24 protein-coding genes are annotated in these 23,716 nt (G+C 71.6%); 17 read left to right on the top strand and 7 right to left on the bottom strand.

Annotated elements, in window-relative coordinates; genetic code table 11:
• Window positions 1-8: 8 nt before the first annotated feature.
• The 9 genes from AB0F61_RS18585 (at window position 9) to AB0F61_RS18545 (ending at window position 7,006) form a co-directional block, all read left to right on the top strand.
• A complete protein-coding gene (locus AB0F61_RS18585; protein WP_357811000.1) occupies window positions 9-743 on the top strand; it encodes a hypothetical protein in 735 nt (244 codons plus the stop codon).
• A 156-nt stretch (window positions 744-899) separates the two neighbouring features.
• Complete coding sequence (gene egtA, locus AB0F61_RS18580; RefSeq protein WP_357810997.1) at window positions 900-2,138, top strand: ergothioneine biosynthesis glutamate--cysteine ligase EgtA; 1,239 nt, start codon at window positions 900-902, stop codon at window positions 2,136-2,138.
• A complete protein-coding gene (gene egtB, locus AB0F61_RS18575; RefSeq protein ID WP_357810994.1) occupies window positions 2,135-3,472 on the top strand; it encodes an ergothioneine biosynthesis protein EgtB in 1,338 nt (445 codons plus the stop codon). Before egtA ends, egtB begins: the two co-directional genes overlap by 4 nt.
• Window positions 3,473-3,512: 40 nt before the next feature.
• On the top strand, window positions 3,513-4,259 hold the full coding sequence (egtC, locus tag AB0F61_RS18570; RefSeq protein WP_357811300.1) for an ergothioneine biosynthesis protein EgtC: 747 nt from the start codon (window positions 3,513-3,515) through the stop codon (window positions 4,257-4,259).
• A gap of 49 nt (window positions 4,260-4,308) precedes the next feature.
• Window positions 4,309-5,274, top strand: a complete 966-nt coding sequence (gene egtD, locus AB0F61_RS18565; protein WP_357810991.1) for an L-histidine N(alpha)-methyltransferase — start codon at window positions 4,309-4,311, stop codon at window positions 5,272-5,274.
• Window positions 5,275-5,493: 219 nt separating this feature from the next.
• Complete coding sequence (locus AB0F61_RS18560) at window positions 5,494-6,081, top strand: TMEM165/GDT1 family protein (protein ID WP_272611408.1); 588 nt, start codon at window positions 5,494-5,496, stop codon at window positions 6,079-6,081.
• A 39-nt stretch (window positions 6,082-6,120) separates the two neighbouring features.
• On the top strand, window positions 6,121-6,483 hold the full coding sequence (locus tag AB0F61_RS18555) for a DUF1622 domain-containing protein (RefSeq protein WP_357810988.1): 363 nt from the start codon (window positions 6,121-6,123) through the stop codon (window positions 6,481-6,483).
• A complete protein-coding gene (locus AB0F61_RS18550; RefSeq protein WP_357810985.1) occupies window positions 6,480-6,812 on the top strand; it encodes a hypothetical protein in 333 nt (110 codons plus the stop codon). The genes AB0F61_RS18555 and AB0F61_RS18550 overlap by 4 nt, the downstream gene beginning before the upstream one ends.
• A complete protein-coding gene (locus AB0F61_RS18545; protein ID WP_357810982.1) occupies window positions 6,809-7,006 on the top strand; it encodes a hypothetical protein in 198 nt (65 codons plus the stop codon). Before AB0F61_RS18550 ends, AB0F61_RS18545 begins: the two co-directional genes overlap by 4 nt.
• 22 nt (window positions 7,007-7,028) lie before the next feature.
• On the opposite strand, the gene nhaA is transcribed toward AB0F61_RS18545, so the two are convergent.
• Window positions 7,029-8,387: a Na+/H+ antiporter NhaA gene (gene nhaA, locus AB0F61_RS18540; RefSeq protein ID WP_357810979.1), complete on the bottom strand. Its 1,359-nt coding sequence runs from the start codon at window positions 8,385-8,387 to the stop codon at window positions 7,029-7,031.
• Between the two features lie 324 nt (window positions 8,388-8,711).
• On the opposite strand from nhaA, the gene AB0F61_RS18535 reads away from it, so the two are divergent.
• On the top strand, window positions 8,712-10,175 hold the full coding sequence (locus AB0F61_RS18535; RefSeq protein WP_357810976.1) for a polysaccharide biosynthesis tyrosine autokinase: 1,464 nt from the start codon (window positions 8,712-8,714) through the stop codon (window positions 10,173-10,175).
• On the opposite strand, the gene AB0F61_RS18530 is transcribed toward AB0F61_RS18535, so the two are convergent.
• Window positions 10,156-10,710 (bottom strand): low molecular weight phosphatase family protein, encoded by a 555-nt coding sequence (locus tag AB0F61_RS18530; RefSeq protein WP_357810974.1) that lies wholly within the window; start codon window positions 10,708-10,710, stop codon window positions 10,156-10,158. The two genes, AB0F61_RS18535 and AB0F61_RS18530, sit on opposite strands and share 20 nt — an antisense overlap.
• 168 nt (window positions 10,711-10,878) lie before the next feature.
• Between AB0F61_RS18530 and AB0F61_RS18525 the strand changes: the two genes are divergently transcribed.
• From AB0F61_RS18525 to AB0F61_RS18510, 4 genes are all read left to right on the top strand, one after another.
• A complete protein-coding gene (locus tag AB0F61_RS18525; protein ID WP_357810971.1) occupies window positions 10,879-12,126 on the top strand; it encodes a glycosyltransferase family 4 protein in 1,248 nt (415 codons plus the stop codon).
• Window positions 12,127-12,223: 97 nt separating this feature from the next.
• Entirely contained in the window at window positions 12,224-14,008 is a 1,785-nt protein-coding gene (locus tag AB0F61_RS18520; RefSeq protein WP_357810968.1) for a DUF4012 domain-containing protein, read from the top strand.
• A gap of 13 nt (window positions 14,009-14,021) precedes the next feature.
• Window positions 14,022-14,657, top strand: coding sequence for a hypothetical protein (locus AB0F61_RS18515; RefSeq protein WP_357810965.1), 636 nt, complete (start codon window positions 14,022-14,024; stop codon window positions 14,655-14,657).
• 820 nt (window positions 14,658-15,477) lie between these two features.
• Window positions 15,478-16,041 (top strand): hypothetical protein, encoded by a 564-nt coding sequence (locus AB0F61_RS18510; protein WP_357810962.1) that lies wholly within the window; start codon window positions 15,478-15,480, stop codon window positions 16,039-16,041.
• A gap of 67 nt (window positions 16,042-16,108) precedes the next feature.
• On the opposite strand, the gene AB0F61_RS18505 is transcribed toward AB0F61_RS18510, so the two are convergent.
• Together AB0F61_RS18505 and AB0F61_RS18500 are read right to left on the bottom strand one after the other, a co-directional pair.
• Window positions 16,109-17,548, bottom strand: coding sequence for an MFS transporter (locus AB0F61_RS18505; RefSeq protein WP_357810959.1), 1,440 nt, complete (start codon window positions 17,546-17,548; stop codon window positions 16,109-16,111).
• 85 nt (window positions 17,549-17,633) lie between these two features.
• Window positions 17,634-17,870 carry a hypothetical protein gene (locus AB0F61_RS18500; protein WP_357810956.1) on the bottom strand — a complete coding sequence of 79 codons (237 nt, stop codon included), beginning with the start codon at window positions 17,868-17,870 and terminating at the stop codon, window positions 17,634-17,636.
• A gap of 187 nt (window positions 17,871-18,057) precedes the next feature.
• Here AB0F61_RS18500 and AB0F61_RS18495 point away from each other — a divergent pair, with 187 nt between their 5' ends.
• Together AB0F61_RS18495 and AB0F61_RS18490 are read left to right on the top strand one after the other, a co-directional pair.
• The gene (locus AB0F61_RS18495; RefSeq protein ID WP_357810953.1) at window positions 18,058-19,218 is read left to right on the top strand and encodes a geranylgeranyl reductase family protein; all 1,161 of its coding nucleotides are present in this window, start codon (window positions 18,058-18,060) and stop codon (window positions 19,216-19,218) included.
• A gap of 82 nt (window positions 19,219-19,300) precedes the next feature.
• A complete protein-coding gene (locus AB0F61_RS18490; protein WP_357810950.1) occupies window positions 19,301-19,474 on the top strand; it encodes a hypothetical protein in 174 nt (57 codons plus the stop codon).
• A 54-nt stretch (window positions 19,475-19,528) separates the two neighbouring features.
• On the opposite strand, the gene AB0F61_RS18485 is transcribed toward AB0F61_RS18490, so the two are convergent.
• Complete coding sequence (locus tag AB0F61_RS18485) at window positions 19,529-21,322, bottom strand: 5'-nucleotidase C-terminal domain-containing protein (protein ID WP_357810947.1); 1,794 nt, start codon at window positions 21,320-21,322, stop codon at window positions 19,529-19,531.
• Window positions 21,323-21,506: 184 nt separating this feature from the next.
• Here AB0F61_RS18485 and AB0F61_RS18480 point away from each other — a divergent pair, with 184 nt between their 5' ends.
• The gene (locus AB0F61_RS18480; protein WP_357810944.1) at window positions 21,507-22,409 is read left to right on the top strand and encodes an SDR family oxidoreductase; all 903 of its coding nucleotides are present in this window, start codon (window positions 21,507-21,509) and stop codon (window positions 22,407-22,409) included.
• Window positions 22,410-22,449: 40 nt separating this feature from the next.
• On the opposite strand, the gene AB0F61_RS18475 is transcribed toward AB0F61_RS18480, so the two are convergent.
• Both AB0F61_RS18475 and AB0F61_RS18470 read right to left on the bottom strand, forming a co-directional pair.
• Window positions 22,450-23,109, bottom strand: coding sequence for a nucleotidyl transferase AbiEii/AbiGii toxin family protein (locus tag AB0F61_RS18475; RefSeq protein ID WP_357810941.1), 660 nt, complete (start codon window positions 23,107-23,109; stop codon window positions 22,450-22,452).
• Window positions 23,106-23,447 carry a hypothetical protein gene (locus tag AB0F61_RS18470; RefSeq protein WP_357810938.1) on the bottom strand — a complete coding sequence of 114 codons (342 nt, stop codon included), beginning with the start codon at window positions 23,445-23,447 and terminating at the stop codon, window positions 23,106-23,108. Before AB0F61_RS18470 ends, AB0F61_RS18475 begins: the two co-directional genes overlap by 4 nt.
• Window positions 23,448-23,716: the final 269 nt, after the last annotated feature.

Raw genomic sequence — 23,716 nt, 5'->3', positions numbered from 1 at the left:
GATCCTGGATGAACCCGTTCCGGCGCGTCGACCACGCCGACACCGAACGGCTGCTCGACTCGGCCCGCGCCGACGTGGGCGCCACGTCGGAGAAGGCCCCCGTACCCGCGGCGGACCTGGTGGCCGGCTTGCTCGCCGCGGCCGCCGCTCCGGCCCGTCCCGGCGAGTTGGCCGGCGAGGAGGCCGCGCTGGCCGCGTTCCGGGCCGCCCGGGCCAACCCGGCGCCGTCCGTGCCCCACCGGCCCGGCCGTCGCCGCCTGACCACCGGCGCGGTGGCCTGGATCGGCGCGGTCGCGGCCACCGCCACGGCCGGCGCCGCCTTCGCCGCGGTCACCCGGGACCGGGCGCCGGAGCCGGTCGCACCCGTGCCGTCGCGGACGTCGTCGAGCCCGGAGAGGCCCGCACCCACGTCCGGCGAGCACGGTCGGTCGGCGCCGCCCGGCCCGCCGTCGCCGGGCCAACCGTCGCCCAGCCTGCCGGGCCCGCCGGTGCCCGGCCCGCCGTCGACCCCTGGCCCGCCCGTCGAGCAGCAGCACCGCCTGTGCCGCGCCTGGCAGGCCAAGAGGCCCGAACAACGGGAGCAGGCGCTGCGGACGCCGGCCTTCGAGAGGTTGGTCGCCGCCGCCGGCGGTGTCGCCGAGGTCGCGGCGTACTGCCAGCGGTTGGCGCCCGAACCCAAGCCGTCCGAGCCGGCGAAGCCCAAGGCGCCACCTCCGTCGGCGGGCCACCCCACCCCCCGGTGAACGGCCGGCGGTCGGCGCGTTTCCGTTCCGCCCTGCGCGGGAAATTCGTCTGTTAGACAGAGGTGGGTGGCGCTGTGCTCGCCCCGACGGTGTCGGTGGGTGGGTTTACGGTGGCACCGTGTCCCGGAGTCGGCACACGGAGAGGGGTCCCGACCGTTGGTGACGTCACCCGAGTTGGACCGCAGCGCCATCCTGCGCGAGTCCGGTGCCGCGGGCCGGCACCTCGCCCGGATCTGCTTCAAGACCGGTCCACCCACACTCACCGGCGTCGAACTGGAATGGACCGTGCACGACGCCGCCGATCCCGCCCGCCCCGTCGACCCGGCGCGGCTACGGGCGGCGCTGGGGCGGCACAGTCCCGCCACGCTTGATCCCGCCAGCCCGGCCGAGCCGCTGCGACACGGCGGCCTGGTCACCCTCGAGCCGGGCGGCCAGGTGGAGATCTCCACCCCGCCCCGCCCCTCGGTCACCGCCCTGATCCAGGCCACCGAGGCCGACATCGCCCAGGTCACCGACCTGCTGGCCGCCGCCGGGCTGGTCCTCGGCCGCAGCGGCATCGACCCACACCGACGGCCCCGCCCGGTGCTGGAAACTCCCCGCTACCGCGCGATGCGCGGCGCCTTCGACAGGCACGGCGCAGCCGGCCGCACCATGATGTACAGCACCGCCGGGCTGCAGGTCTGCCTCGACGCCGGTGAGCCAGACCAGGTCGCGGCGCGCTGGGCGGCCGCCCACGCGGTCGGGCCGCCACTGCTCGCGGTGTTCGCGTCGGCCAACCGGCACGCCGGTCGGCGCACCGGATGGGCTTCCGCGCGGATGGCCGCCTGGCTGGCCATCGACCCGGCCCGCACCCGCCCGGTCTGGACGCCCGGCCGCGTCGCCGAGGACCCGACCGCCGCCTGGGTCCGGTACGTGCTGGCCGCGCCCCTGCTCTGTCTGCGCCGGCACGGCACGGACTGGACCGCGCCACCCGGCGTGACCTTCGCCGACTGGCTCGACGGCGCGTTGCCCCGACCGCCCACCACCGACGACCTCGACTACCACGTCAGCACCCTCTTTCCGCCCGTGCGCCCGCGCGGCTACCTGGAGCTGCGCTACCTGGACGCCCAGCCCGAGGGGGACTGGCGGCTCCCGCTGGCGGTGTTGACCGCCCTCTTCACCGATCCGGGCACCGTGCGCGCGGCGCACGCGCTGGCCGCGCCGGTGGCGCACCGCTGGTCGGCCGCCGCCCGGCACGGCCTGGCCGACGCCGCGCTGGCCGCCGCCGCGGCGGCGCTGCTCGACCTGGCCCTGCGCACGCTGCCCCGGCTGGACCTGCCGGCGGGCATCCACGACGAGATCCAGCACGGAGTACGACGGCGGTTGACCGCCGCGACGGGAGGGTGGGACAGGTGAGCGCGAGCACGACGGGACACACCGACGGGGAGCGGTTGCGCGACCGGATCGCGGGGGAGTTGGCGCGGGCCCGAGCCCGCACGACGCTGCTCACCGAGGTGGTCGACGACGAGGATCTGCTGCGCCAACACTCACCGCTGATGTCGCCGCTGGTCTGGGACCTCGCCCACGTGGGCAACCAGGAGGAGCTGTGGCTGGTGCGCGACGTCGGGGGCCGCGAGCCGGTCCGCCGCGACATCGACGAGCTGTACGACGCGTTCAAGCAGCCCCGCCGGGACCGTCCCGCGCTGCCGCTGCTGCCGCCCGCCGAGGCGCGCGCCTACCTGCACACCGTCCGGGACAAGGTGCACGACCTGCTCGACCGGGTGGCGTTCACCGAGCGGCCGCTCGTCGCCGACGGGTTCGCCTTCGGCATGATCGTGCAGCACGAGCAGCAGCACGACGAGACCATGCTCGCCACCCACCAGCTCCGGTCGGGGGCGGCGGTGCTGCACGCCCCGCCGCCGCCCGAGCCCTCCGCCCGGGTTGGTGGGGAGGTACTGGTGCCGGCCGGCGAGTTCACCATGGGCACCGACACCGACCCGTGGGCGCTGGACAACGAGCGCCCGGCGCACCGCGTCGACCTGCCGGCGTACGCCATCGACGCCGCTCCGGTCACCAACGGGCAGTACGCGGCCTTCATCGCCGACGGTGGCTACACCGATCGGCGGTGGTGGAGCGCGGCGGGCTGGGCCCACCGGGTCCAGGAGCAGCTCAGCGCGCCGATGCACTGGCGCCGCGACGGTGACGGATGGTCGTACCGGCGCTTCGGCCGGTGGAGTCGGGTCCGCGCCGACGAGCCGGTGGTGCACGTGTGCTGGTACGAGGCGCAGGCGTACGCGGCGTGGGCCGGCAAGCGGCTGCCGACCGAGGCGGAGTGGGAGAAGGCGGCCCGGTGGGACCCGGCGACCGGGCGGTCCCGCCGGTACCCCTGGGGGGACGACGACCCGACCGAGGCACACGCCAACCTCGACCAACGTCATCTGCGGCCGGCGCCGGTGGGCGCGTACCCGGGTGGCGCCTCGCCGTTGGGTGTGCACCAGCTCATCGGTGACGTCTGGGAGTGGACCGCGAGCACGTTCGACGGGCATCCCGGCTTCACCGCGTTTCCCTACCGCGAATACTCGGAGGTCTTCTTCGGCGACGACTACCGGGTGCTGCGCGGCGGCTCGTTCGGCACCGACCGTTCGGCCTGTCGCGGCACCTTCCGCAACTGGGACTATCCGATCCGCCGGCAGATCTTCAGTGGTTTCCGCTGCGCCCGCGACGTCCGGCCCGACGAGTCGTACCAGTGATCCACCGCGCGTGCGGCGGCCCGCCGCGGACGGTGTGCTGATGTGTCGCCACCTGGCCTACCTGGGGCCGCCGGTGACCCTGGCCGAGGTGTTGTTCGACCCGGCGCACTCGCTGGTGCGGCAGTCCTGGGCGCCCCGGGACATGCGCGGCGGCGGCACCATCAACGCCGACGGATTCGGGGTCGGCTGGTATCCGGGCGACGGTGCGCCGGTGCGTTACCGACGGGCGCAGCCGATCTGGAGCGATCCGACAATCGCCCAGCTCGCGGCGGTGACAAGCACCGGCGCGTTGCTGGCGGCGGTGCGTTCGGCCACCGTCGGGATGGCGGTGCTCGACAACGCCGCCGCGCCGTTCGCCGAGGGGCGGTGGTTGTTCAGCCACAACGGCGTGGTCCGCGGCTGGCCGGACGCGGTGGTGCCGCTCGCCGCCGGGCTGCCGGTGCGTGACCTGCTCACCCTGGACGCCGCCACCGACTCGGCGTTGCTCTGGGCGCTGGTGCGGCATCGGCTGCGCGCCGGCGAGGATCCGGCGGAGGCGGTCGGGCGGACGGTGGCGGACGTGGCCGCGGCGGCCCCGGGGTCGCGGCTCAACCTGCTGCTCACCGACGGCCGCCGGGCGGTCGCCAGCGTGGTCGGGCACGCGTTGTCGGTCCGTGCGACGCCGGGTTCGGTGCTGCTCGCCTCCGAGCCGCACGACGACGACCCGGGGTGGCGGGAGGTGCCGGAGGGGCACCTGGTCCTGGCCAGCGCGGACGAGGTGCGGGTACGCCCGTTGCCGATCCGGTGAGCCGCACCGGTCGGGGCACCAACCGTTGTTCGAGCAGAGAGGCGAATCGATGACCGCGGAACCGCTGGAGATCTACCTCGAAGAGGGCGACCTGGAGCGCGGCCTGCGCGACGACGTCCGGGCCGGGCTGAGCGCCGAGCAGAAGTGGCTGCCGCCGAAGTGGTTCTACGACGCCCGGGGCAGCGAGTTGTTCGAGGAGATCACCCGGTTGCCCGAGTACTACCCGACCCGGGCCGAGCGGGCGGTGCTGGCCGCGCGTGCTCCCGCCATCGCGGCGTTGACCGGGGCCAAGACCCTCATCGAGTTGGGTTCCGGCTCGTCGGAGAAGACCCGGCTGCTGCTGGACGCCTTCAGCCGGCGCGGCGGGTTGGGCACGTTCGTTCCGCTCGACGTGTCGGTGAGCGCGCTGTCGAGTTCCACGGCCCAGATCGCCGCGGACTATCCGCGCCTGCGGGTCCGGGGCATCGTGGGTGACTTCACCCGGCAACTGGACCGGCTGCCCACCGGCGGCCGTCGGTTGGTGGTGTTCCTGGGCGGCACCATCGGCAATCTGCTGCCCGCCGAGCGGGCCGAGTTCCTGACGGCGATGCGCGGCGCGCTGGAGGTCGGGGACTGGCTGCTGCTCGGGACCGACCTGGTGAAGGACCCGTCGGTGGTCGTGCCCGCGTACGACGACGCCGCCGGGGTCACCGCCGAGTTCAACCGCAACGTGTTGCGGGTGATCAATCGGGAGTTGGGCGCCGACTTCGACCCGGAGGCGTTCGCGCACGTGGCCCGCTGGGACGCGACCCACGAGTGGATCGAGATGCGGTTGCGGGCGACCCGGCCGATGCGGGTCCGGGTGCTGGACCTGACCGTGGACTTCGCCGCCGGGGAGGAGCTGCGCACCGAGGTCTCGGCGAAGTTCCGCCCGGAGGGGATCGCCGGGGAGTTGACCAGGGCGGGCTTCGTCACGACGGAGTTCTGGACCGACCCGGACGGGCTCTTCGGGGTCACGCTGGCGCGGGCGCGGTGAGCCGGTTCACCCACCCCGACCCGGTCCGGTGGTGATCAGATAGGCTGGTCCCGCGAAGGGGAGTAGCCCCCAATGTCGTGGTCGACATACTGGTGCGTTCCGCATCCGGCCACGCGGCCCCGGTCTTTTTCCGGGGCGGGCGAGACCTTCGACTCAGGCTGTTGCAGCCGGGTCGAGGGCGCCCCTGTACCTCCTCCCGGCGTGAACGGGAAGGATGTCATGGAGGGATTTTTCGCCGCGCTGGTGATCAGCTTCGGCGTCATCTTCGTCGCCGAGCTGGGGGACAAGTCCCAGTTGATGGCGCTGACCTTCGCCACGCGGTTCAAGCCGATCCCGGTGCTGATCGGCATCACGGTCGCCACGGCGGTGGTGCACCTGGCGTCGGTGGCCATCGGCGTGGGCCTCGGGGCGGTGTTGCCGACCGAGTGGATCTCCCTGGTGGCTGGCGTGGCGTTCCTCGGCTTCGGTGCCTGGACGCTGCGCGGTGACAAGCTCACCGAGGAGGAGAAGCGCAAGGCGGAGAAGACGAGCAAGACCGCGATCGTGGCGGTGTCGGTGGCGTTCTTCCTGGCCGAGTTGGGCGACAAGACGATGCTCGCCACTATCACGCTCGCCACCAAGTACGGCTGGTTCGGCACCTGGCTGGGCTCCACCATCGGCATGGTGGCCGCGGACGCGCTGGCCATCCTGGTCGGCCGGATGCTCGGTCGGCGGCTGCCGGAGAAGGCCATCAAGTACGGCGCCGCGATCCTGTTCGCCATCTCCGGTCTCTGGCTGATCCTGGAGGCGGTGAACGAGCTGACCTGAGCACCGACTAGCTGGCCCGAGGGCGGGTAACGGCCTCCGGTGGAGGCAGCCGAGCTGTTGCGCCAGGGCGACCAGGTGCTGGTTGCCGTGGTGGAGGTGGCCGGCGCGCTTGTCATCTTCGTCGGGGCGGTCTGGGCGGCGGTGCGGTTCGTGGTCGAGGGGCTACGACACCGCTCCGCCGCCCGCTTCACGCCGATCCGGCTCTCGCTGGGTCGCTTCCTGACCCTCGGCCTGGAATTCCAGTTGGCGGCCGACGTCCTGCGAACGGCGGTGTCCCCGTCGTTCGATCAGATCGGCCAGCTGGCCGCGATCGCGACGATCCGGACGGCGCTCAACTACTTCCTGGGCCGGGAGATCCGTCAGGAGCAGCGGCAGGTGGCCGAGGGTGAGCGTCGGGCGTGACGGGCGTCCTGATCACGGCGGTCACCGCGCTGGCGTTGGTGGCCGGGGTGGTCACCGCGCTCAGCACCGGGGCGCTCCGGCCCGCCGTGCGGGTGCTGCTGGATCTGCTGACGGCGGCCGGCCTGCTGCGGCTCGCCGGCGCTCCGGGGTGGAACGGTCTGGCCGGCGCGGTGGCGATCATCGCCCTGCGTCAGCTTCTCGGGGCGGCGCTGGGCACCGCACGGCCGTGGTCCGGGCGACAATCCCCGGCGCGCTGCGCCGAGGACGATCGCCACCTACCGTTGGCGGTAAGAGGTGAAACCGGGGAAAGCGGGAGGATAACCACATGAGCCGGCACGACGAACCGAACGAGTACGGCTTCGCCGGCGAAGGCACCGCTCCGGAGCCGCCGCCCGGGGGCAAGCCCGACGAACAGGATCGCGCCGAGGAGGTCGCGGTGCCGGGCGACGACCTCACCGCACCCGAGGTGGAGGCGTTGGTCGAGGAGACCGAGAACCTGCCGCCCGCCGAGCGTCGCCGCTGATCACAGGCCCGGTGGGCACCGCTCATCGGTCGGTGGGCCGCTGGTAGACGTCGGGCACGCCGTCGCCGTCGGCGTCGAGTCGTTCCCGCTGCGCCACCCGGCGGTACGCGGCGTTGCGGCGGCGGAGCACCGTGGCGGCCAGCCCGGCGGAGAGCACCGATCCGAGCAGCACCGCCACCTTGACCCGGTCGTCGGCCGTGCTGCCCGTGCCGAAGGCCAGGTCGCCGATGAGCAGCGACACGGTGAACCCGACGCCGGCCAGTAGGGCGATTCCGTACAGGTCCGACCAGGTGATGTCCTCGTCCAGTTCGGCGCGGGTGAACCGGGCCAGCAGGTACGTGGAGCCGAAGATCCCGATGCTCTTGCCGAACACGAGGCCGGCGACGATGGCGATCACCACCGGGTCGGTCAGCAGGGCGCCCAGGTCGGTGCCGCGCAGGGTGACCCCGGCGGCGAACAGGGCGAAGATCGGCACCGCGATGCCTGCCGACACGGGCCGCCACCGGTGTTCCAGGTGCGCGGCGAGCCCGCCCTCGTCCGTCTCGGCAACGGTGGCGACCCGCTGGCGGCCGCCGGCCGTCCGCTGGCGGGCGAGCACCGGGACCGTGAAGCCGAGCAGGACACCTGCCACTGTGGCATGCACACCTGAGGCGTGCACGAGTGCCCAGGTCGCTGTCGCGAGGGGGATCAGCGCCCACCACCAGGTATGGCCACGCCGCACCAGCGCCGCGAAGACCCCGATCGGCGCCAGCGCCGCGAGCAGCGGTACGGGATGGAAGTCGGCGGTGTAGAAGACCGCGATGATGGTGATGGCGAACAGGTCGTCGACCACGGCGAGGGTGAGCAGGAAGGCGCGTAGACCCTGGGGTAGGTGCGAGCTGACCACCGCGAGCACGGCGAGCGCGAAGGCGATGTCGGTGGCGGTCGGAATCGCCCAGCCGCGCAGCCCCGGCCCACCCCCGACCACGACGACCGCCACGTAGATCAGTGCCGGCAGCAGCATCCCACCGAGAGCGGCCACCACGGGCAGCGCGGCCCGGCGCGGGTCGCGTAGTTCACCGGCGACGAACTCCCGCTTGAGTTCCAGACCCACCACGAAGAAGAAGATGGCCAGCAGGCCGTCGCCCGCCCAGGTGGCCACGTCCAGGTCGAGGTGCCAGGACGCGCCGCCGGGCCAGGGCACCCAACCGCCGAGCCGGGTGTACGAGTCGGACCACGGCGAGTTGGCCCAGACCAGCGCTGCCACGGCACCGAGCAGCAGCAACGCGCCGCCGACCGTCTCGGTGCGCAGCACGTCGGCCAGATGCCGGGCCTCGGGCCAGGACGATCGCGAGAACAGCCGGGTCTTCGACCGCTTCGACGGTGGGGAGGGGGCGGTCATCTGCGGGGTCACCTCGGGAGTCGGACGACAGGAATCCACTCGCCGACCAGACTTCCCGGCACACCGCTGTCGACCCTATCCGGGCTCGTGCGCGGTGGCGACCGCAGGGCCGTTCGGTCGGCATCCGACTTTTCCCTGGGTCTCGCCGCTGCCGAATGGACCTCTGCCCGGTTGGTTATGCGGGCGCACGTGTCGAAGCCAGAACCGCCTAACTCCGGACATAAGCCGTATGAGCGGCTTTAATGGTTTCACGAGTTGACAGACGACCTTGGGGGTTTTCGTGAAGTTTTTTGGCGTAACCGGATCGACGCGGAGGCGCTCCTGATGGACCTGCTCCGCCAATTGCGCCACGTGCGTCGGCACTGGTGGGTCGTGCTGGTCACGGTCATGGTGGCCCTGGGCGCCTCGGCGTTCCTGACCGTACGGGCACAACCCCGGTACGTCGCCTCGGTGACCTTCTTCGTCACCACCCCCAACTCCGGCGTCAGCGATGCCTACCAGGGTGGGCTCTTCCTTCAGCAGCGCGTCAAGTCGTACGCCGACCTGCTCACCAGCGACCGGCTGGCGCAGAGCGTGGTGGCCGAGACCCCGGTGGGCCTCACCGCCGACGAGGTGCGTAGTCGGGTGAGCACCTCCACGGAGACCGGCACCGTGCTGCTGCGCGCCTCGGTGAACGACACCGACCAGACCCGGGCGTTGCGGGTGACGGAGTCGCTCGCCGCGAAGTTCGTCGACCTGGTGCAGAAGGTCGAGACGACGTCCGAAGGCAAGGCCCCGATCAAGATCGAGGTGGTGAGCGGCCCACGGGTCACCGCCAACCCGGTCTCCCCACAACCGACGCGCAATCTCACCCTCGGCGGGTTGATCGGCCTGATGCTCGGCGTCGGCCTGGCGATCCTGCGCGGCGTCGCCGACGTCCGGCTGCGGGACTCCGCCGGCCTGCAACGCGCCACCGGCAGCCCGCTGCTCGGCGAGATCCCCTACGAGAGCAGCGCCCGCTCCGAGCCGCTCATCATCGGCGACGCCGCGACCTCGGCCCGCGCCGAGGCGGTGCGCAAGCTGCGGACGAACCTGCGCTTCGTGGACGTCCACGAGCCGGCCCGGGTCATCGCCGTGACGAGCGCGCTGCAGGGCGAGGGCAAGACCACGCTCTCCTGCAACCTGGCCATCGCGCTGGCCGAGGCCGGTTGGCGGGTGTTGCTCGTCGACGCGGACCTGCGCCGACCGAAGGTCGACGAGTACCTGGGCCTGGACGCCGGGGTCGGCCTCACCGACGTGCTCGTCGGCGACGTGAAGGTCGGCGACGTGGTGCAGCGCTGGGGCGACAAGTCGATGCTGGTGCTGCCCAGCGGTTCCGCCCCGCCGAACCCGAGCGAGCTGCTCGGTTCCAAGGCGATGTCGGATCTGCTGCTGGCGCTGCGGGAGTCGGCGGACATCGTGATCATCGACACCGCCCCGCTGCTCGCGGTGACCGACGGCGTGGTCGTGGCCGTGCAGGCCGACGGTGCGCTGCTGGTGAGCCAGCAGGGCCGTACCTCACGGACCCAGGTGGCCGCGGCGGCCCGCGCGCTGCACTCGGTCTCGGTCCGCCTGCTCGGCTGCGTGCTGAACATGGCCAAGGTCGCCAAGGCCGAGGCGTACCAGTACGAGGCCTACCGGGTGGTCACCTCGACACCTCCGGCGTCGGTACCGGCGGACCGGGCGACGTCCGGCCGGCACAGCGACACCACCACCGGGGTCAACGGCGTCGCCGACCACACCCAGGAACTCACCCGGCTGCCCCGATGAGCGCGGCGAGGGGTCGCAGCGACCGTTCGATCTCCTCGGCGCAGCGTCGGAAGTCGGCGGACGTACCGCCGATCGGGTCCCGAAGGTCGTCCGCGTCCGGGGCGGCGGGTTGCAGCCGTCCCCGGGCCTGGGCGACGGCGGCGATCGCCGCCCCCAACGGGTCGTCCGCCGGCTCGGCGGGCGGCTCGGCCGCCGCGGCCAACCGACCGAACTGGCGCAGGGTGAACGTCCGGTGCAGCGCGCTCGGTGCCAGCGCGGTGCAGATCGAGCGCTGGCGGCGGGTGGCGGTCAGCACCAGCGTCGCGTCGATGAGGTATTCGGGCCGCAAGCTCCGGGTCCGGAACGCCGACGCGTCCGCGCCGCCCTCGGTCGCGACCTCCAGGGCGTACGGATGCATGGACAGGCCGTCGGTCGCGTCGGTGCCGGCGCTGGACACCGTGACGGGCCGGTCGGCCAGCAGCCGGCGGGCCAGGTGCTCGGCCATCGGTGACCGGCACAGGTTGGCGTGGCAGACGAACAACACGCGATCAGCCATCGGTGCCCCTCTCGTCGGTGCGGACGCGGGTGGGCACACCGTGCGAACGGTGCGTCGGTGCCGGCGGCCGCGCGGGGAGGGGTTGTCGGCATCGTACGCGCGCCGTCCACCCGTCGGTCAGGGTGCCGCGCCGGTCGACGCCGATTCGCGGCGGACGGGGGCGCGGCGATGAAGATCGGCATCCTGTCCTACCACTTTCCGCCCGAGCCGGCGTTCATCCCCGGCAGCCTCGCCGAGGAGTTGTCCGCGCGGGGGCACGAGGTCCGGGTGCTCACCGGGTTTCCGGACTACCCCGGCGGGCACGTCTATCCCGGCTGGCGGCAGCGGTGGCACCACGAGACGCACAGCGAACGGCTGACCGTGCGCAGGGTGCCCCGCTACCCGGGAGGGGCCACGTCCACCGGCGCCCGGATGGCCAGCTACCTCTCCTTCGCCGGCAGCGCGATGCTTGCCGCCCGCCGGTACTTCAGCGACCTCGACGCGCTGTACGTCTTCCAACTCCCGGCCACGACGTTCGCCGCCGCGGGGGTGCTCCGGCTGCTCGGACGGGTGCCGGCGGTGCTGCACGTCCAGGACGTCTGGACCCGCGACGGCACCGACGAGGCGGCCGAGGGGCGCTGGGTGGCGCAGATGGGCAGCGCGATGACCCGGATCTACCGGTCCGCCGCGCGGATCGCGGTCGCCGCGCCGTCGATGCGGGACCTGGTCGTCGCCGCGGGCGCCGAACCGGACCGGGTCCGGCTGGTGCTCAACTGGACCGACGAGCGGATCTTCTATCCCGCGACGCCCGGTGCGGCGGCCCGCCAACTTGTCCGGCGGGACGGCCGGTGTGTGGTCATGCACGCCGGCACGATCGGCCCACGGCAGGGCCTGGAGACCGCGGTCCGGGCGGCCGCGGCGCTGGACCGGACGATGGACCTGGTCCTGGTCGGTTCGGGATCGGCCGAGCGGCGGGTCCGGGGGCTCGCCGCCGAGTTGGGCGCGGACAACGTCCGCTTCGTGGAGCGTCGGTCGCCTGTCGACATGCCCGAGCTGTACGCCGCCGCCGACTACCAGCTCGTCATGCTGCGCGACCTTCCGGAACTGCGCGGCACGGTGCCCGGCAAGCTGCAGGCGGCGCTCTCCTGTGCCGCGCCGGTGGTCGCGTCCGCCGGCGGCGACACCACCGAGCTGGTCGAACGAGTCAGGGCAGGGCTGTCCTGCCCACCGGAGGACTGGGCGGCGCTTGCCGACAGGTTCTGGTTGGCCGCCACCATCCCGCCGCCGACGCGTACCGAGATGGGTCGCCGGGGGCGGGCGGCGTACCTGCGGGAGATGTCGCTGCCGGCCGGCGTGGACCGGATCGAGCGGCTGCTGCTCGAGGCGGCGGGACGAGTCACGGAGCCCGTCGGCGAATCACGAAGGAAATTCGCTTAAAGGGCGAAGAATGCGATAACGGTACGAAGTTCCCCGACGCGTGCTAAGAACGTCAGGGAACCGACCTTCTGTCCGGTTCCGTGAACGGGAGTGTGGTGTGACGGAGAGCGAACGGCCGACCCGGCGGCGGAGCCGGTCCCGGCGTCGTCGGCGAGCCCGACTGCGACGTGCACTCCTCGGTGCCCTGGTCGTCGGGTCGTTGCTGCTGGCGAGCGGCGGATGGGTCGGCTTCCGCGGCTGGCAGGCGCGTACCCACCTGCTCAACGCCGCAGGCCTGGCCCGGGAGTTGAGCGCCCAGGTGGTGGGTGGGGACACCGACCGTGCCCTGCGGACGCTCGCCGCCCTACAGGAGCAGTCCGGTGCCGCTCGGGCGGCGACGGCTGATCCGAGTTGGCGACTCGGTAGGCGAACGCCGATCGCGGGCGACGATCTCGACGCCGTCCGCCGGATCGCCGTCGCCATCGACCAACTGGCCCGGGAGGCGTTTCCGAGTCTGCTGCGGACGGACCTGACCAGCCTGGTGCCGACCGGCGGACGGCTGGATCTCGCTCGGCTCACCGCCGTGTCCACCGAACTGACCGGGGTCAACGAGTCGGTGCAGCGGACCCGCCGAGACCTCGGTGCGGTGCCGGCCGACCGCCTGGTCAGCCAGGTCCGGAAGGCGTTGACGGACCTGCGCGACGAGATCGACCGACTGTCCAGCCTCACCGCTGCCGCCGACCAGGGAGCACGCCTGCTGCCGCCGCTGCTCGGCGCGAACGGGCCGCGACGGTACCTGCTGGTCTCGCAGAACCTCGCCGAGTTGCGTGCCACCGGAGGCATGTTCGGCGCGTACGCGATGATCGAGGCCGAGAACGGCGCGGTGAAGATGGGCAAGCAGGGCAGCAGCGCCTCGCTCGGCCAGTTCACCCCGGCGCTGAAGGTACCCGCCGAGACCCGGGCGCTCTGGACCGACCTGCCCGGCATCTATCCCGCCGACGTCAACCTGTCTCCGCACTTCCCGACCGCGGCCACGCTGTACCGCGAGATGTTCCGCCGCTCGACGGGCACCACTGTCGACGGGGTACTCGCTGTCGACCCGGTGGTGCTGTCCTACCTGCTCAAGGCGACCGGCCCGGTGTTGGTGCCCGGTGGTGTCCCGCTGGCCAGCGAGAAGGTCGTGCAGACCCTGCTCAACGACAGCTACCAGCGGCTGAACGTACGGCAGCAGGACGCGTTCTTCGCGGCGTCGGCCGCGTCGGTGTTCGACGCCTTCTTCAAGAAGAATGTCAACCCTCGTGTGTTGTTGTCCGCATTTGACCGTGCTATCACGGAACGCCGGATATTGTTCTGGAGTGCCCGACCTGAGGAACAGCGGACATTCGGCGCGAGCCGGATGGCCGGGACGCTTCCAGAACAGGACACCGTGCCGACGGTCGGCGTTTTTCTCAACGACGGCAGCGGCGCGAAGCTCGGCTACTACCTGCGGCCGACGGCGAACCTGACGGTGGGCGAATGCCGACCCGACGGCCGCCGCGAGCTCCGGCTGCGGGTGACCCTGCGCTCGACCGCGCCGAAGTCCGGACTTAGCGAATCCGTGCTCGGACTAGGTCTGGCCGGTGACCCGTACACCGCCCGCACGCTGGTGTCGATCTTCAGCCCGGCTGGCGGAGCGGTGCTCGAGGCCCGGCTCGACGGGGTCGAGACGGCGCTTGGCAGCGGCACGGAACGCCGCCGCCAGGTGGCGACCGCCAGCATCGACGTCGGTCCCGGCGCCGAAAAGGTGCTGGAGGCCACCGTGCTGACGGCCAAGACCGGCGTCGGGCAGGCCGAGCTGTGGCTGACCCCCACCGCCAGCCCCTGGACCACCCAAGTTCATTCCGCACCAAGCTGTGACCAGTAGGAGGGAACCAATCATGCGGCTAACCCGCATCATCATGGCGCTCACGGTCGGCCTGGCCGTGGTGGCCGTGCCGACGGCAGCGGGGGCGGCACAGCCGCAGCCGACGCCCAGCGCGACCACCGACCCGCCGCAACCGCCGCCGTATCCGCCAAACGCAGGCACAGCCACGCTGACCGTCAACCGGCCGACGATCTACCTCGGCGAGACAGTCGTGCTGACCGGCACCGGCTTCGGTCCGAACGAGACCGTCGACATCGTGGTGACGGTGACTCCGTACGCTGCTCCGGCCGGCGGTCAGGCTCCGGCTCGCCGCAGCGACGGCAGCACCGTGGCGATGGCCCCGGTGGCCTACCAGGCGAGCGCGCCGCTGAGCTTCACGGCGTTCACCGACGCCCAGGGAAGGTTCACCAAGAGCTACAAGCCGTCGGTGACGGGTCTTTTGACCTTCACCGCCACGGGCCGGGAGTCCGGCCGTACCGCCAGCGCCGAGCTGCGGGTGCTGCACAAGAAGCAGCCCCTGCCGGTCACCGGTGACAGCATCGGCACGCCCATGAAGCTCGGCGGTGGCCTGGTCGGCGCCGGCGCGGTCATGCTGCTGCTGACCCTGGCCTGGCGTCGCCGCCAGCGCCTCGGTGGTGCTGCGCACTAATCCGCACACCACCGGGCCCTGCCCGGATCGCACCTGAAGCTGGCGCCCGTCGGAACTCTCCGGCGGGCGCCAGCGCCTGTCGACCCTGGTCGGGTTCGTCCGTTTGGTGAAGGCCAGCCCTGGCCGACGCGCCTTGATCGACTCGGGTTCAATGATGCCGGGGTGTCGGAGCGTCCCGGACGCCGCGATATCAGTGAAGTCGAGTGGATCACGCCTTGGTGGGCTGCCTGACGCTGTTCTTGGGCCGATGGGTGGCGGGGGATGGTCCGCGGTGGGCGGTTTGTCCGGTCCCGTGAGGCTGCTGGGCCGTGACCGGTCGCACCCGTGGGCCGGAATCGTGGCGGGGGCGGGGTCGTTACACACCCCGACGATCGCAGCACCACGACCCCGCCGCCCCGGTCACCGGGGTTGGAATGCGGGCCCCGGTCCGGTCGTTACAGTCTCCACGACCGACCGCCCCCGGTCAGCGACTACCGGGAATGACCCCCGAGCCCCGGTCGTTGCAGTCCCCACGACCGACACCGCCCTGGTCACCGCCTCCACGTGGGTGCCGGCGGACGGGCCGCCCCCGGAATGACCCCGGCCCCCCGGTCGTTACACCTTGACCCGACCCCACAAGCCCGCTCCCAGGTCGCTGACCTCGGCACGAGCCCCCGCTTGTAGGTCGCCTGGGCGCCGCAAGCCCCCGGCTTGCGCGGTCGCCCACCCCAAGGACTTTCCCCTTTGCAAGTGCAGCGCCGGACGAGGTGCTCACACCCGTTACTGCCGTTTGCCCCGATCGGCGTGGTGCGGGTGTTCTACCCCCGAAGGAGCTACCCCCATGAACACGATCTTCCGTAAGAGTGTGCTGTCCGTTGCTGGTCTCGCGTTCGCCGGTGGTGTGTTCGCCGGTCCGATCGCCGCCCACGCCGCTGCCCCGGTCGAGGGCAAGCCGGTCGCGGTCGCGGTGCAGGCCGCCGCGCCGAAGCCGCAGGGCGACCAGTCGCACATCACCCTCAACGACGAGCAGACCGCCAACGCCAAGGCGATCATCGCCGCCACGAAGAAGGCCGGCCTGCCCGAGCGCGCCGCGGTCATCTCGATCGCGACGAGCCTGCAGGAGTCGAAGCTGGAGAACCTGGGCCACCTCGGCGACATGAACGACCACGACTCGCTGGGCCTGTTCCAGCAGCGCCCGAGTTCGGGTTGGGGTACGCCGGAGCAGATCACCGACCCGGCCTACTCGACGACCGCGTTCCTGAAGGGTCTGAAGCAGGTTGACGGCTGGGAGGACATGCCGCTGACCCAGGCCGCGCAGACCGTGCAGGTCTCCGCCTACCCGGACGCCTACGCACAGTGGGAGCAGCAGGCCACCGACCTCGTCAACCAGCACTGGAACAGCTGACACACCGACTGCTGGCCGGCACCCCGCAACACCGGGGGTGCCGGCCAGCGGCGTACCCCTGGTGTTGTCAGGTCTCTTGGTGGCGCGTGCGCAGGATGTCGATAAGCGCGCAGACCAGCGCGAGTGCGATGATGCCGGTGGCCAGCATGAGCGACCGTTCGAAGGACGTGGTCCAGTTGCCGCGGCTGTCGGCCAGCGATGAGAAGAACATCGAGCCGACGGCGGCGATGCCGGCGGCGGCGCCGATCCGCTGACCGGTCTGGAGCATGCCCGCGCCGCTGCCCGACTGCGCTACGGGGACGTCGGTGAGGGTGATCGTCTGGTTGGGCGCGATCACCAGTCCGCTGCCGATGCCGGCGACGAGCAGGGGACCAGCGGTGACCCAGGGTGCTGGGGCGTCCGGCGCGAGGCGCAACGCGACGACCGTGGCGGCCAGCCCGACCACGATGGTGAGCAGACCGATGGCGACAAGTGGCCGGCCGATGCGGTTGACGATGCGGCCACCGAGCACGGCGGCGGCGGCCGAACCCAGGGCGAACGGGGTGATGGCCAGGCCCGCGACGAGCGCGCTGTAGCCGAGACCCATCTGCAGGAACAGGGTGAAGATGAAGAAGATCGCGGTGAAGCCGCCGAAGTAGACAAGCGCGATGAGCGACCCCAGGGCGTAGGACCGGAGGCTGAACAGTCGAAGGTCGAACAGCGGTTGGTGCTGGCGTTCGTATCGCCGCTCCCAGAGGCCGAAGGCGACAAGCACCGCGAGACCGGCCGGGATGAGCGCCCACTTCCAGGGAGTCCGCCACTGCTGCTCCTGTACGAGCGGAAGCAGGACGAGGACCACGCCGACACCGAGCAGCAGCACACCGACGGGGTCGAGTTGACGCCAGCCGGGTTGACCGGCGGGCCGGCCGGGCAGCAGACGCCAGCCGAGGATCACCGCGAGGACGCCGACCGGGACGTTGACGAAGAAGACCCACCGCCAGCCGTGTTCCTCGCCGCCGACGGCGATGAGCAGCCCGCCGAGCAGCGGCCCGACCGCGGTGGAGATACCGATGGTGGCGCCGAGCAGCCCGAACGGGCGGGCCCGTTCCGGCCCTCGGAACAGTTGCTGGATCAGTCCGATGACCTGCGGGTTGACGATGCCGGCGGCGGCGCCCTGGAGCAGTCGGGCGATGACCAACCAGGTCGGGGAGGTGGCGAGACCGGCGAGCGCACTTGTCACTGTGAACAGTGCGATGCCGAAGACGAACGCGTTGCGCCGGCCGCGGGCGTCGCCGAAGCGGCCGGCGGGCACCAGCGCCAGGCCGAAGGTGAGCGCGTACCCGGAGAGGATCCACTGGAGGTCACTCGGCGAGGCGTGCAGCGCCCGGTCGATGGACGGCACCGCGACGTTGACGATGCTGACGTCGAGCAACGTCATGAACGCGGCGACCAGCCCGACGCCGACGGCCTGCCAGCGTCTCCGGTTCGCGGCCGCGTCCACCGGCTGCGGCGGTTGCGCCGCACTCATCGTGCCCCCCGTTGACCGTTGATCACGCATCGTTGACCCCTACCCGGGTCAGCGGGGGGCGAATCGTCCCGGCTTGTTCTTCGGGTCACGCCATCTGACGCGCGCAGAACCGGGGACCGAAGTCGAGGCCCGCCATCGGCGAGTCCTCGCGGTGCAGCAGGCCCTTCTCGGTGAGCAGGTGCAGGGGGCTACCCACCTGCTCCTCGCTCAGCCCGGACTCCTCGGCGATCAGGTCCGGGTAGGGCACCTGTCCGCGTGCCTCGAGAGTGGTGACCGCCTGGTACACCCGTTGCTCGGCCTCCGACAGTGGCACCTGCTGCATGGCTCCTCCTTCGTTCGTCCGCCGTCGTGCGGCGGTTGCCGTGCGCCGGTTACCCCCTGGCTGACCGAAGATGCGCACCCGATCGGGCGGTGCGCTCAGGCGCGGCAGCAGCGCCGTCGCGTGCTCATCCCGACGGTGAGTGGTTGCGCTGCTCGGGGGGACCCTCGCCATCGCCTAGGCTGCTGTCGTGATCGTTTGGGATCTCGTTGTCGTCGGCGCCGGCCCCGCCGGGTTGTCCGCGGCCTACGCCGCTGCCCGCGCGGGTGTGTCCACCCTGGTTGTCGAGCGGGCCGCCCACCCGCGGTACAAGACCTGCGGCGGTGGCCTGATCGGCACCTCGCTGGCGGCCGTCCATGGTCGGATCGAGGTGCCCGCGCACGACCGGGTGGACCGGGTCACGTTCACCCGGGACGGCCGTCGGGAGTTCACCCGCCGCAATGCCAGTCCGGTGGTGACGATGGTGCGCCGCGAGGAGTTCGACGACCGGCTGCGCGCGGCGGCGGTCGCCGCCGGCGCGCAGTTGCGTGAGCGGGTCGCCGTCCGCGCGATCGAGCAGGATCCCGATGGGGTACGCCTGCGGTTGGCCGACGGTACGACGATCGCGGCCCGTGCGGTGATCGGCGCGGATGGTTCGTCGGGGGTGAGCGCCCGGCAGGTGGGGGTGCGGTACCGGCAGGTGGACCTGGGTCTGGAGTTGGAGATCGCGGTGCCGCCGGCGGAGCAGGAGCGGTGGCGGGGTCGGTTGCTGCTGGACTGGGGAGCGATGCCGGGCTCGTACGCCTGGGTCTTTCCCAAGGGCGACCGGTTGACCGTCGGTGTGATCGCCGGTCGGGGCGCGGGGGAGGGGACCCGGGACTACCTGCGGCGGTTCGTCGACCGGTTGGGGCTGACCGGGTTGCCGGCGGAGCACGACTCGGGTCATCTGACCCGGTGCCGCGAGGAGGATTCGCCGCTGCGTAACGGCCGGGTGCTTGTCGTGGGCGATGCGGCCGGGTTGTTGGAGCCGTGGAGCCGGGAGGGCATCAGCTTCGCGTTGCGCTCGGGTGAGTTGGCAGGTGCGGCGGTCGCCAGCGGGGATCTGGCCGGGTACGAGCGGGCGGTCGCCGAGCGCCTGCTGCCGGAGATGCGGGCGGGGTTCCGCCTGCTCGACGTGTTCACCCGGCGGCCGGAGGTGTTCCACGCGCTGTTGGCGACCCCGCTGGGGTGGCGGATGTTCGTCCAGTTCTGTCAGGGCCGGGCGAGCTTCGCCGAGATGCTGCGACGGCGGCCGATCCGCGCGGCCCTCGCGGTGCTCGACCGGCTGCCCGATCGGCGTCGACAGCCCACCACTGCTCACCCAGGATCCTAGGATGCTTTACGGGGTGTGACGTCACCCTGGTGCCGAGCACCCCGCCCGCCGGACAATGACGGGGGAGCAACAGGAGGTACCCATGGTCGAGCAGCCGTTCACCGACGACGAGTACGCGTTCCTGCGGCACGCGCGCTTCGGGGAGTTGCCGCCCGCGGTCCGCCCGGAGGAGCGCGTCGAGCTGACCGAGACCGATCCCGGGCGGGACCGGCCGGAGAAGGCCGAGGACCCGGTCCGCTGGAACGTGCAGGGCTGAGAAACGCGGACGGGCCGCGGGTGTCGCCACCCACGGCCCGGCTGTGGTCCGCGGTCAGAAGACCGGCACGCCCTCGCGTACCAGTCGCCAGTTGGGCTGGAAGAAGTCGGCCGGGTTGATCGTTCCCTTGGCCTGCGCCCAGTCGATGAGGAGCTGACGGATCTCCTGCTGCGCGTTGTAGACCTGGGTCTTCACGATGCCGGGGAAGTTGCCGCCACCGCTGCGCCGATAGTTGTTCACCGCCATCACGAACTGTGCGTCGTCCGCGACCGGCGTGTCGGTGCCGGGCAGCACCAGCCGGGTGATCCGCTGCCCGACCGGCTTGGAGATGTCGATCTCGTAGTCCAGGCCGGAGATCGCGTCGTAGTTGTAGTCCGGCACCGCCGGTGAGTCGCTGATCTGCTCCGGGTCGACCGGGGCGCCCGGGGCGAGAGTCCGGAAGTACTTCGCCGAGTACTCCAGGTACGCGCGCACCTCGGCGCCGCTGAGGACGACCGCCTCAAGGGTGTTGTCGAAGACGTAGAGCCCGGCCACGTCACGGATCTTGACGTCGCCGGCGGGGAAGACCGCCGTACGGCTGAACGGGGACGCCTGGGACAGCACCGGCAGGTCGGCGTACTGCGTGCCGGCCAGCGCCTTGGTGACGGTCTCGGCCTGGACGTGATTGATGAAGTCCAGGATGGGGGTGTCCTTGTACCTGGACTCCACAGTGGACATCTCAACGGTGGCCTGGGCCACCACCTGGTTCACGTACGCGATGGTCTTCTGGTGCTGGGCCCGCACGGCGGCGAGCACCTTCGGGTCCTCGACCACCGTGTTGGTGTTCAGCATGGTGGCGGCCTTCTTGGTGATCGTCCAGCGGCCACGCTCCCGGGCAAGGGTGAAGTCCATCCGGGTGAGCCGCTGGCCCCACTTCGACGGCTCGGAGAGCAACACCTGCGCGCCGGTCTGCTCGTTGGTGACGAACCGCTCGACCACCTCGTTGTGCGCGTGACCGAAGAGGATCGCGTCGATCTCCGGCACCTGCTGCGCGATCAGCGCCACCGGGTTCTCGTTCGGCAGCTCCGGGCCGTAGCTGGAGGTGCCGCTGTCACCGCCGTGCGCGGAGATCAGCACGAGGTCCGCACCGCGCGCCCGCATGATCGGCACCCACTTCGCGGCGGTCGCCACCATGTCGTCGAAGCGCAGCTTGCCCTCGACATTGCCCCTGTCCCAGATGGACACCCCGGGGTTGGTCAGCCCCAGGATGCCGACCCGCAGGGTCGGCGCGGCGAAACCGAGGGAGACCTTCTTGATGACGTACGGCAGGAAGGCCGGCTTGCCGGTCTTCGCGTTGACGGCGTTCGCGGCGAGCGCCGGGAAACCGAGCTGACGGATCCACAGGTCCAGCAACGGCAGACCGTAGTTGAACTCGTGGTTGCCCAGCGTCACCGCGTCGTAGTCGATGACGTTCATCGCGCGGGCCATCGGGTGCTTCTCCCCGGTGGCGGTGATCGGCTCCTGCTTGGCGTAGTACGTGGCCAGCGGAGTGCCCTGGATCGTGTCACCGGCGTCGAGCACGAGCGTCGCCTTGCCGCGCCGCTCCCGGCGAATCTGGTTGATCAGGGTCGCCAGCTTCGCGACGCCGATGTCGTTGTGCTTGCTGTCGTCGTACTCGGCGTCGCGGTAGTAATCCCAGTTGTAGACGTTGCCGTGGGTGTCCGACGTGCCCAGGAGGGTGAGGTCCCAGGTACGCGGCCGGGCTGCGCCGGCCGCCTGCGCGGGCGCGGCGGCGATCAGCGGGGCGGTCGCCGCCGCCGCCGCGGCGACGAGCACCTGGCGGCGCGACGGGCCGGAGGGAGAGGTCATGACGTGCCTTTCCATGGGATGGACGCGCCTCGTGAGCGCCTTGCGCACCATAACCAGCAGCCGTCACTGCCGCCACGCCAGCCCCGACGGTTACTGCGGTTTCCGCAGGCCACAGCGGGGTAGGGCGGTCTGGGACGACATTCGCGGGAGAGCCCGCTTCCCGCGCGCAAGCGAGGAGTTTTCAGTGAGCGAGGACCAGCACACCCAGCAGGACCCGACCAGCCAGTACGGCCAACAGTCCGGTCAGCCCGCGCAGCAGCAGTCAGCGCCCGGCTCGACCGGGGAGATGACCCCGAAGCCGGACCACGGGGAAGATTCGTACCGGGGCAGCGGCAAGCTCGACGGCAAGCGGGCACTGATCACCGGTGGCGACTCGGGGATCGGCCGGGCCATCGCTATCGCCTACGCCCGGGAGGGCGCCGACGTGCTCATCTCGTACCTGAGCGAGGAGGAGGACGCCGACGCCCGGGAAACCATCCGACTGGTCGAGGACGCCGGCCGGCGCGGCATCGCGGTCCGCGGCGACATCACCGACGAGGCGCATTGCCAGGAGTTGGTCGACCGGACGGTCCGCGACCTGGGCGGCATCGACATCCTGGTCAACAACGCGGCCTACCAGATGTCGCAGGACAAGGGCATCCTCGGGATCAGCACCGAGCAGTTCGACCGGGTGCTCAAGACCAACCTGTACGCGATGTTCTGGCTCTGCAAGGCCGCCATCCCACACCTGGCCGAGGGGTCGGCGATCATCAACACGGCGTCGATCCAGGCGTTCGACCCGTCGCCGCAGTTGCTCGACTACGCCACCACGAAGGCGGGGATCGCCAACTTCACCAAGGCCCTCGCCGCCGACCTGGCCGAGCAGGGCATCCGGGTCAACGCGGTCGCACCCGGCCCGGTCTGGACGCCACTGATCCCGTCCACGATGCCCGAGGAGAAGGTGAAGCAGTTCGGCACCGACACCCCGGAGGGGCGCCCCGGTCAGCCGGCCGAGCTGGCCCCGGCGTACGTCTTCTTCGCGTCGCAGGAGTCCAGCTACGTCACCGGCGAGATCCTGGGGGTCACGGGCGGTCGGCCGACCAAGTGATCCACCGTCGGGTGGGCGTCCGCCCGGGATGCCCACCCGCTCAGCGGGGCCAGGCGGCGAAGCGCTGGCGGACCTGGGCGATGTCGGCTGCGCTCAGGCCGTAACGACCGAAACGCTGGTCGGAGAGCCGGTCCAGGTAACGGCCGGCGGCGCGCACGTCGTCCGGGTCCAGCGCGGGGTCGACCTGCCGTGCCAGCACCAACAGCTCGGTCACGTCATAGTGGTCGAGAGCCGCGGCCACGTCGATGAAGTCGCGAACCTCCCGCCGGTTGACCAATGCCGCGATCTTGTTGGCGACCAGGTCACGGACGTCCATCACCGGGCCGAGGTCCATCACCACCGGACTCTGCTGACGGTCCAACCGGGCGAGGCTGAGCCGGATCTGCCGCCCATCCCGGCTCACCACGAAGTCCTTCATGTCCTGGCCGTACCCGTCGAACAGCTCGGCCAGCTCGCTGTCCGGGTCCGCGTCGGTGACGGTGAAACCGGCGCGTTCCAGCGCCACCCGCACCCCGGCGGACGCCGCCGCGGCGGCACCCTCCACGTCCGCGAAGAGGTCGACGTCCTCCGTCGGGCGGGCGACCAATCCGTGCGCCGCCCAGGCCACCCCACCACCCAACACGAACCGGTACGGCCCGGCGGCGGTCAGCGCCACCCGGGCCACCTCCCGGTAGAACTCGTGCAGGTGAGGCTCGGTCACGCCGCGCGCAGGCCGCGGTGCCGGCTCTCCCACGCCTGCCGTACGCCCCGAGGCAGGTTGAGCAGTCGCCACACCCGACGCAGCGTCCGCCCGTTGATCAGAGCGCGCAGATCGTCGGCCCGGGTGGTCTCGCGGAGCACGTTCTCGTACATCCAGAGCAGCTGGTCGAGGTCGCCGAGGTCGAAGGTGCGCTCGGCGTTCCACATCAACCGCACGGGCAGTTCGACGACACCCCGGGTCGGGCCGGCCAGTTCGGCGAGCGTTCGCGCCACCACGGCAGGGCGACCCGGACGCGCCAGGAAGGCCACGCCGGTCGCGGTGGGGGAGACGGCCTGCATGGTGTCAGGGTAACGCCCACCAGAGCCGGTGTCGCTCAGGTCGATCCCAACGCGCTGCTCGAGGCGCGCCGGCCTGGCCCTGCCCGACGCGAAGTCTGCCCCGATTTGTGCGAGCTGGTGCGCTCGGCCCGTCGTGATCGACTCGGGTCCCTTGATGTCGGGGCGTCCCGGCGTCTTGGGCTCAAGTGGTTGTTGCAACGGGGTGGATTCTCGTCAGGATGAGGGGTCATGCCGGGGCAGAGGTTGTCGTCCGCGGAGCGGGCGCAGAT

The organism is Micromonospora sp. NPDC023888, assembly GCF_040639415.1.
In the GTDB taxonomy this organism is placed as follows: domain Bacteria; phylum Actinomycetota; class Actinomycetes; order Mycobacteriales; family Micromonosporaceae; genus Micromonospora.
Note: the sequence above shows the minus strand (reverse complement) of the source record. Positions and strands in the feature narration are given on the sequence as shown.

Coding starts and splice junctions, on each gene's coding strand:
- AB0F61_RS18490 (WP_357810950.1), top strand. CDS start 19,301: ATGGTCGAGCAGCCGTTCACCGACGACGAGTACGCGTTCCTGCGGCAC.
- AB0F61_RS18505 (WP_357810959.1), bottom strand. CDS start 17,548: ATGAGTGCGGCGCAACCGCCGCAGCCGGTGGACGCGGCCGCGAACCGG.
- AB0F61_RS18510 (WP_357810962.1), top strand. CDS start 15,478: ATGAACACGATCTTCCGTAAGAGTGTGCTGTCCGTTGCTGGTCTCGCG.
- AB0F61_RS18545 (WP_357810982.1), top strand. CDS start 6,809: ATGAGCCGGCACGACGAACCGAACGAGTACGGCTTCGCCGGCGAAGGC.
- AB0F61_RS18530 (WP_357810974.1), bottom strand. CDS start 10,710: ATGGCTGATCGCGTGTTGTTCGTCTGCCACGCCAACCTGTGCCGGTCA.
- AB0F61_RS18500 (WP_357810956.1), bottom strand. CDS start 17,870: ATGCAGCAGGTGCCACTGTCGGAGGCCGAGCAACGGGTGTACCAGGCG.
- AB0F61_RS18485 (WP_357810947.1), bottom strand. CDS start 21,322: ATGACCTCTCCCTCCGGCCCGTCGCGCCGCCAGGTGCTCGTCGCCGCG.
- AB0F61_RS18585 (WP_357811000.1), top strand. CDS start 9: ATGAACCCGTTCCGGCGCGTCGACCACGCCGACACCGAACGGCTGCTC.
- egtC (WP_357811300.1), top strand. CDS start 3,513: ATGTGTCGCCACCTGGCCTACCTGGGGCCGCCGGTGACCCTGGCCGAG.
- AB0F61_RS18515 (WP_357810965.1), top strand. CDS start 14,022: ATGCGGCTAACCCGCATCATCATGGCGCTCACGGTCGGCCTGGCCGTG.
- AB0F61_RS18470 (WP_357810938.1), bottom strand. CDS start 23,447: ATGCAGGCCGTCTCCCCCACCGCGACCGGCGTGGCCTTCCTGGCGCGT.
- AB0F61_RS18560 (WP_272611408.1), top strand. CDS start 5,494: ATGGAGGGATTTTTCGCCGCGCTGGTGATCAGCTTCGGCGTCATCTTC.
- nhaA (WP_357810979.1), bottom strand. CDS start 8,387: ATGACCGCCCCCTCCCCACCGTCGAAGCGGTCGAAGACCCGGCTGTTC.
- AB0F61_RS18535 (WP_357810976.1), top strand. CDS start 8,712: ATGGACCTGCTCCGCCAATTGCGCCACGTGCGTCGGCACTGGTGGGTC.
- AB0F61_RS18525 (WP_357810971.1), top strand. CDS start 10,879: ATGAAGATCGGCATCCTGTCCTACCACTTTCCGCCCGAGCCGGCGTTC.
- egtD (WP_357810991.1), top strand. CDS start 4,309: ATGACCGCGGAACCGCTGGAGATCTACCTCGAAGAGGGCGACCTGGAG.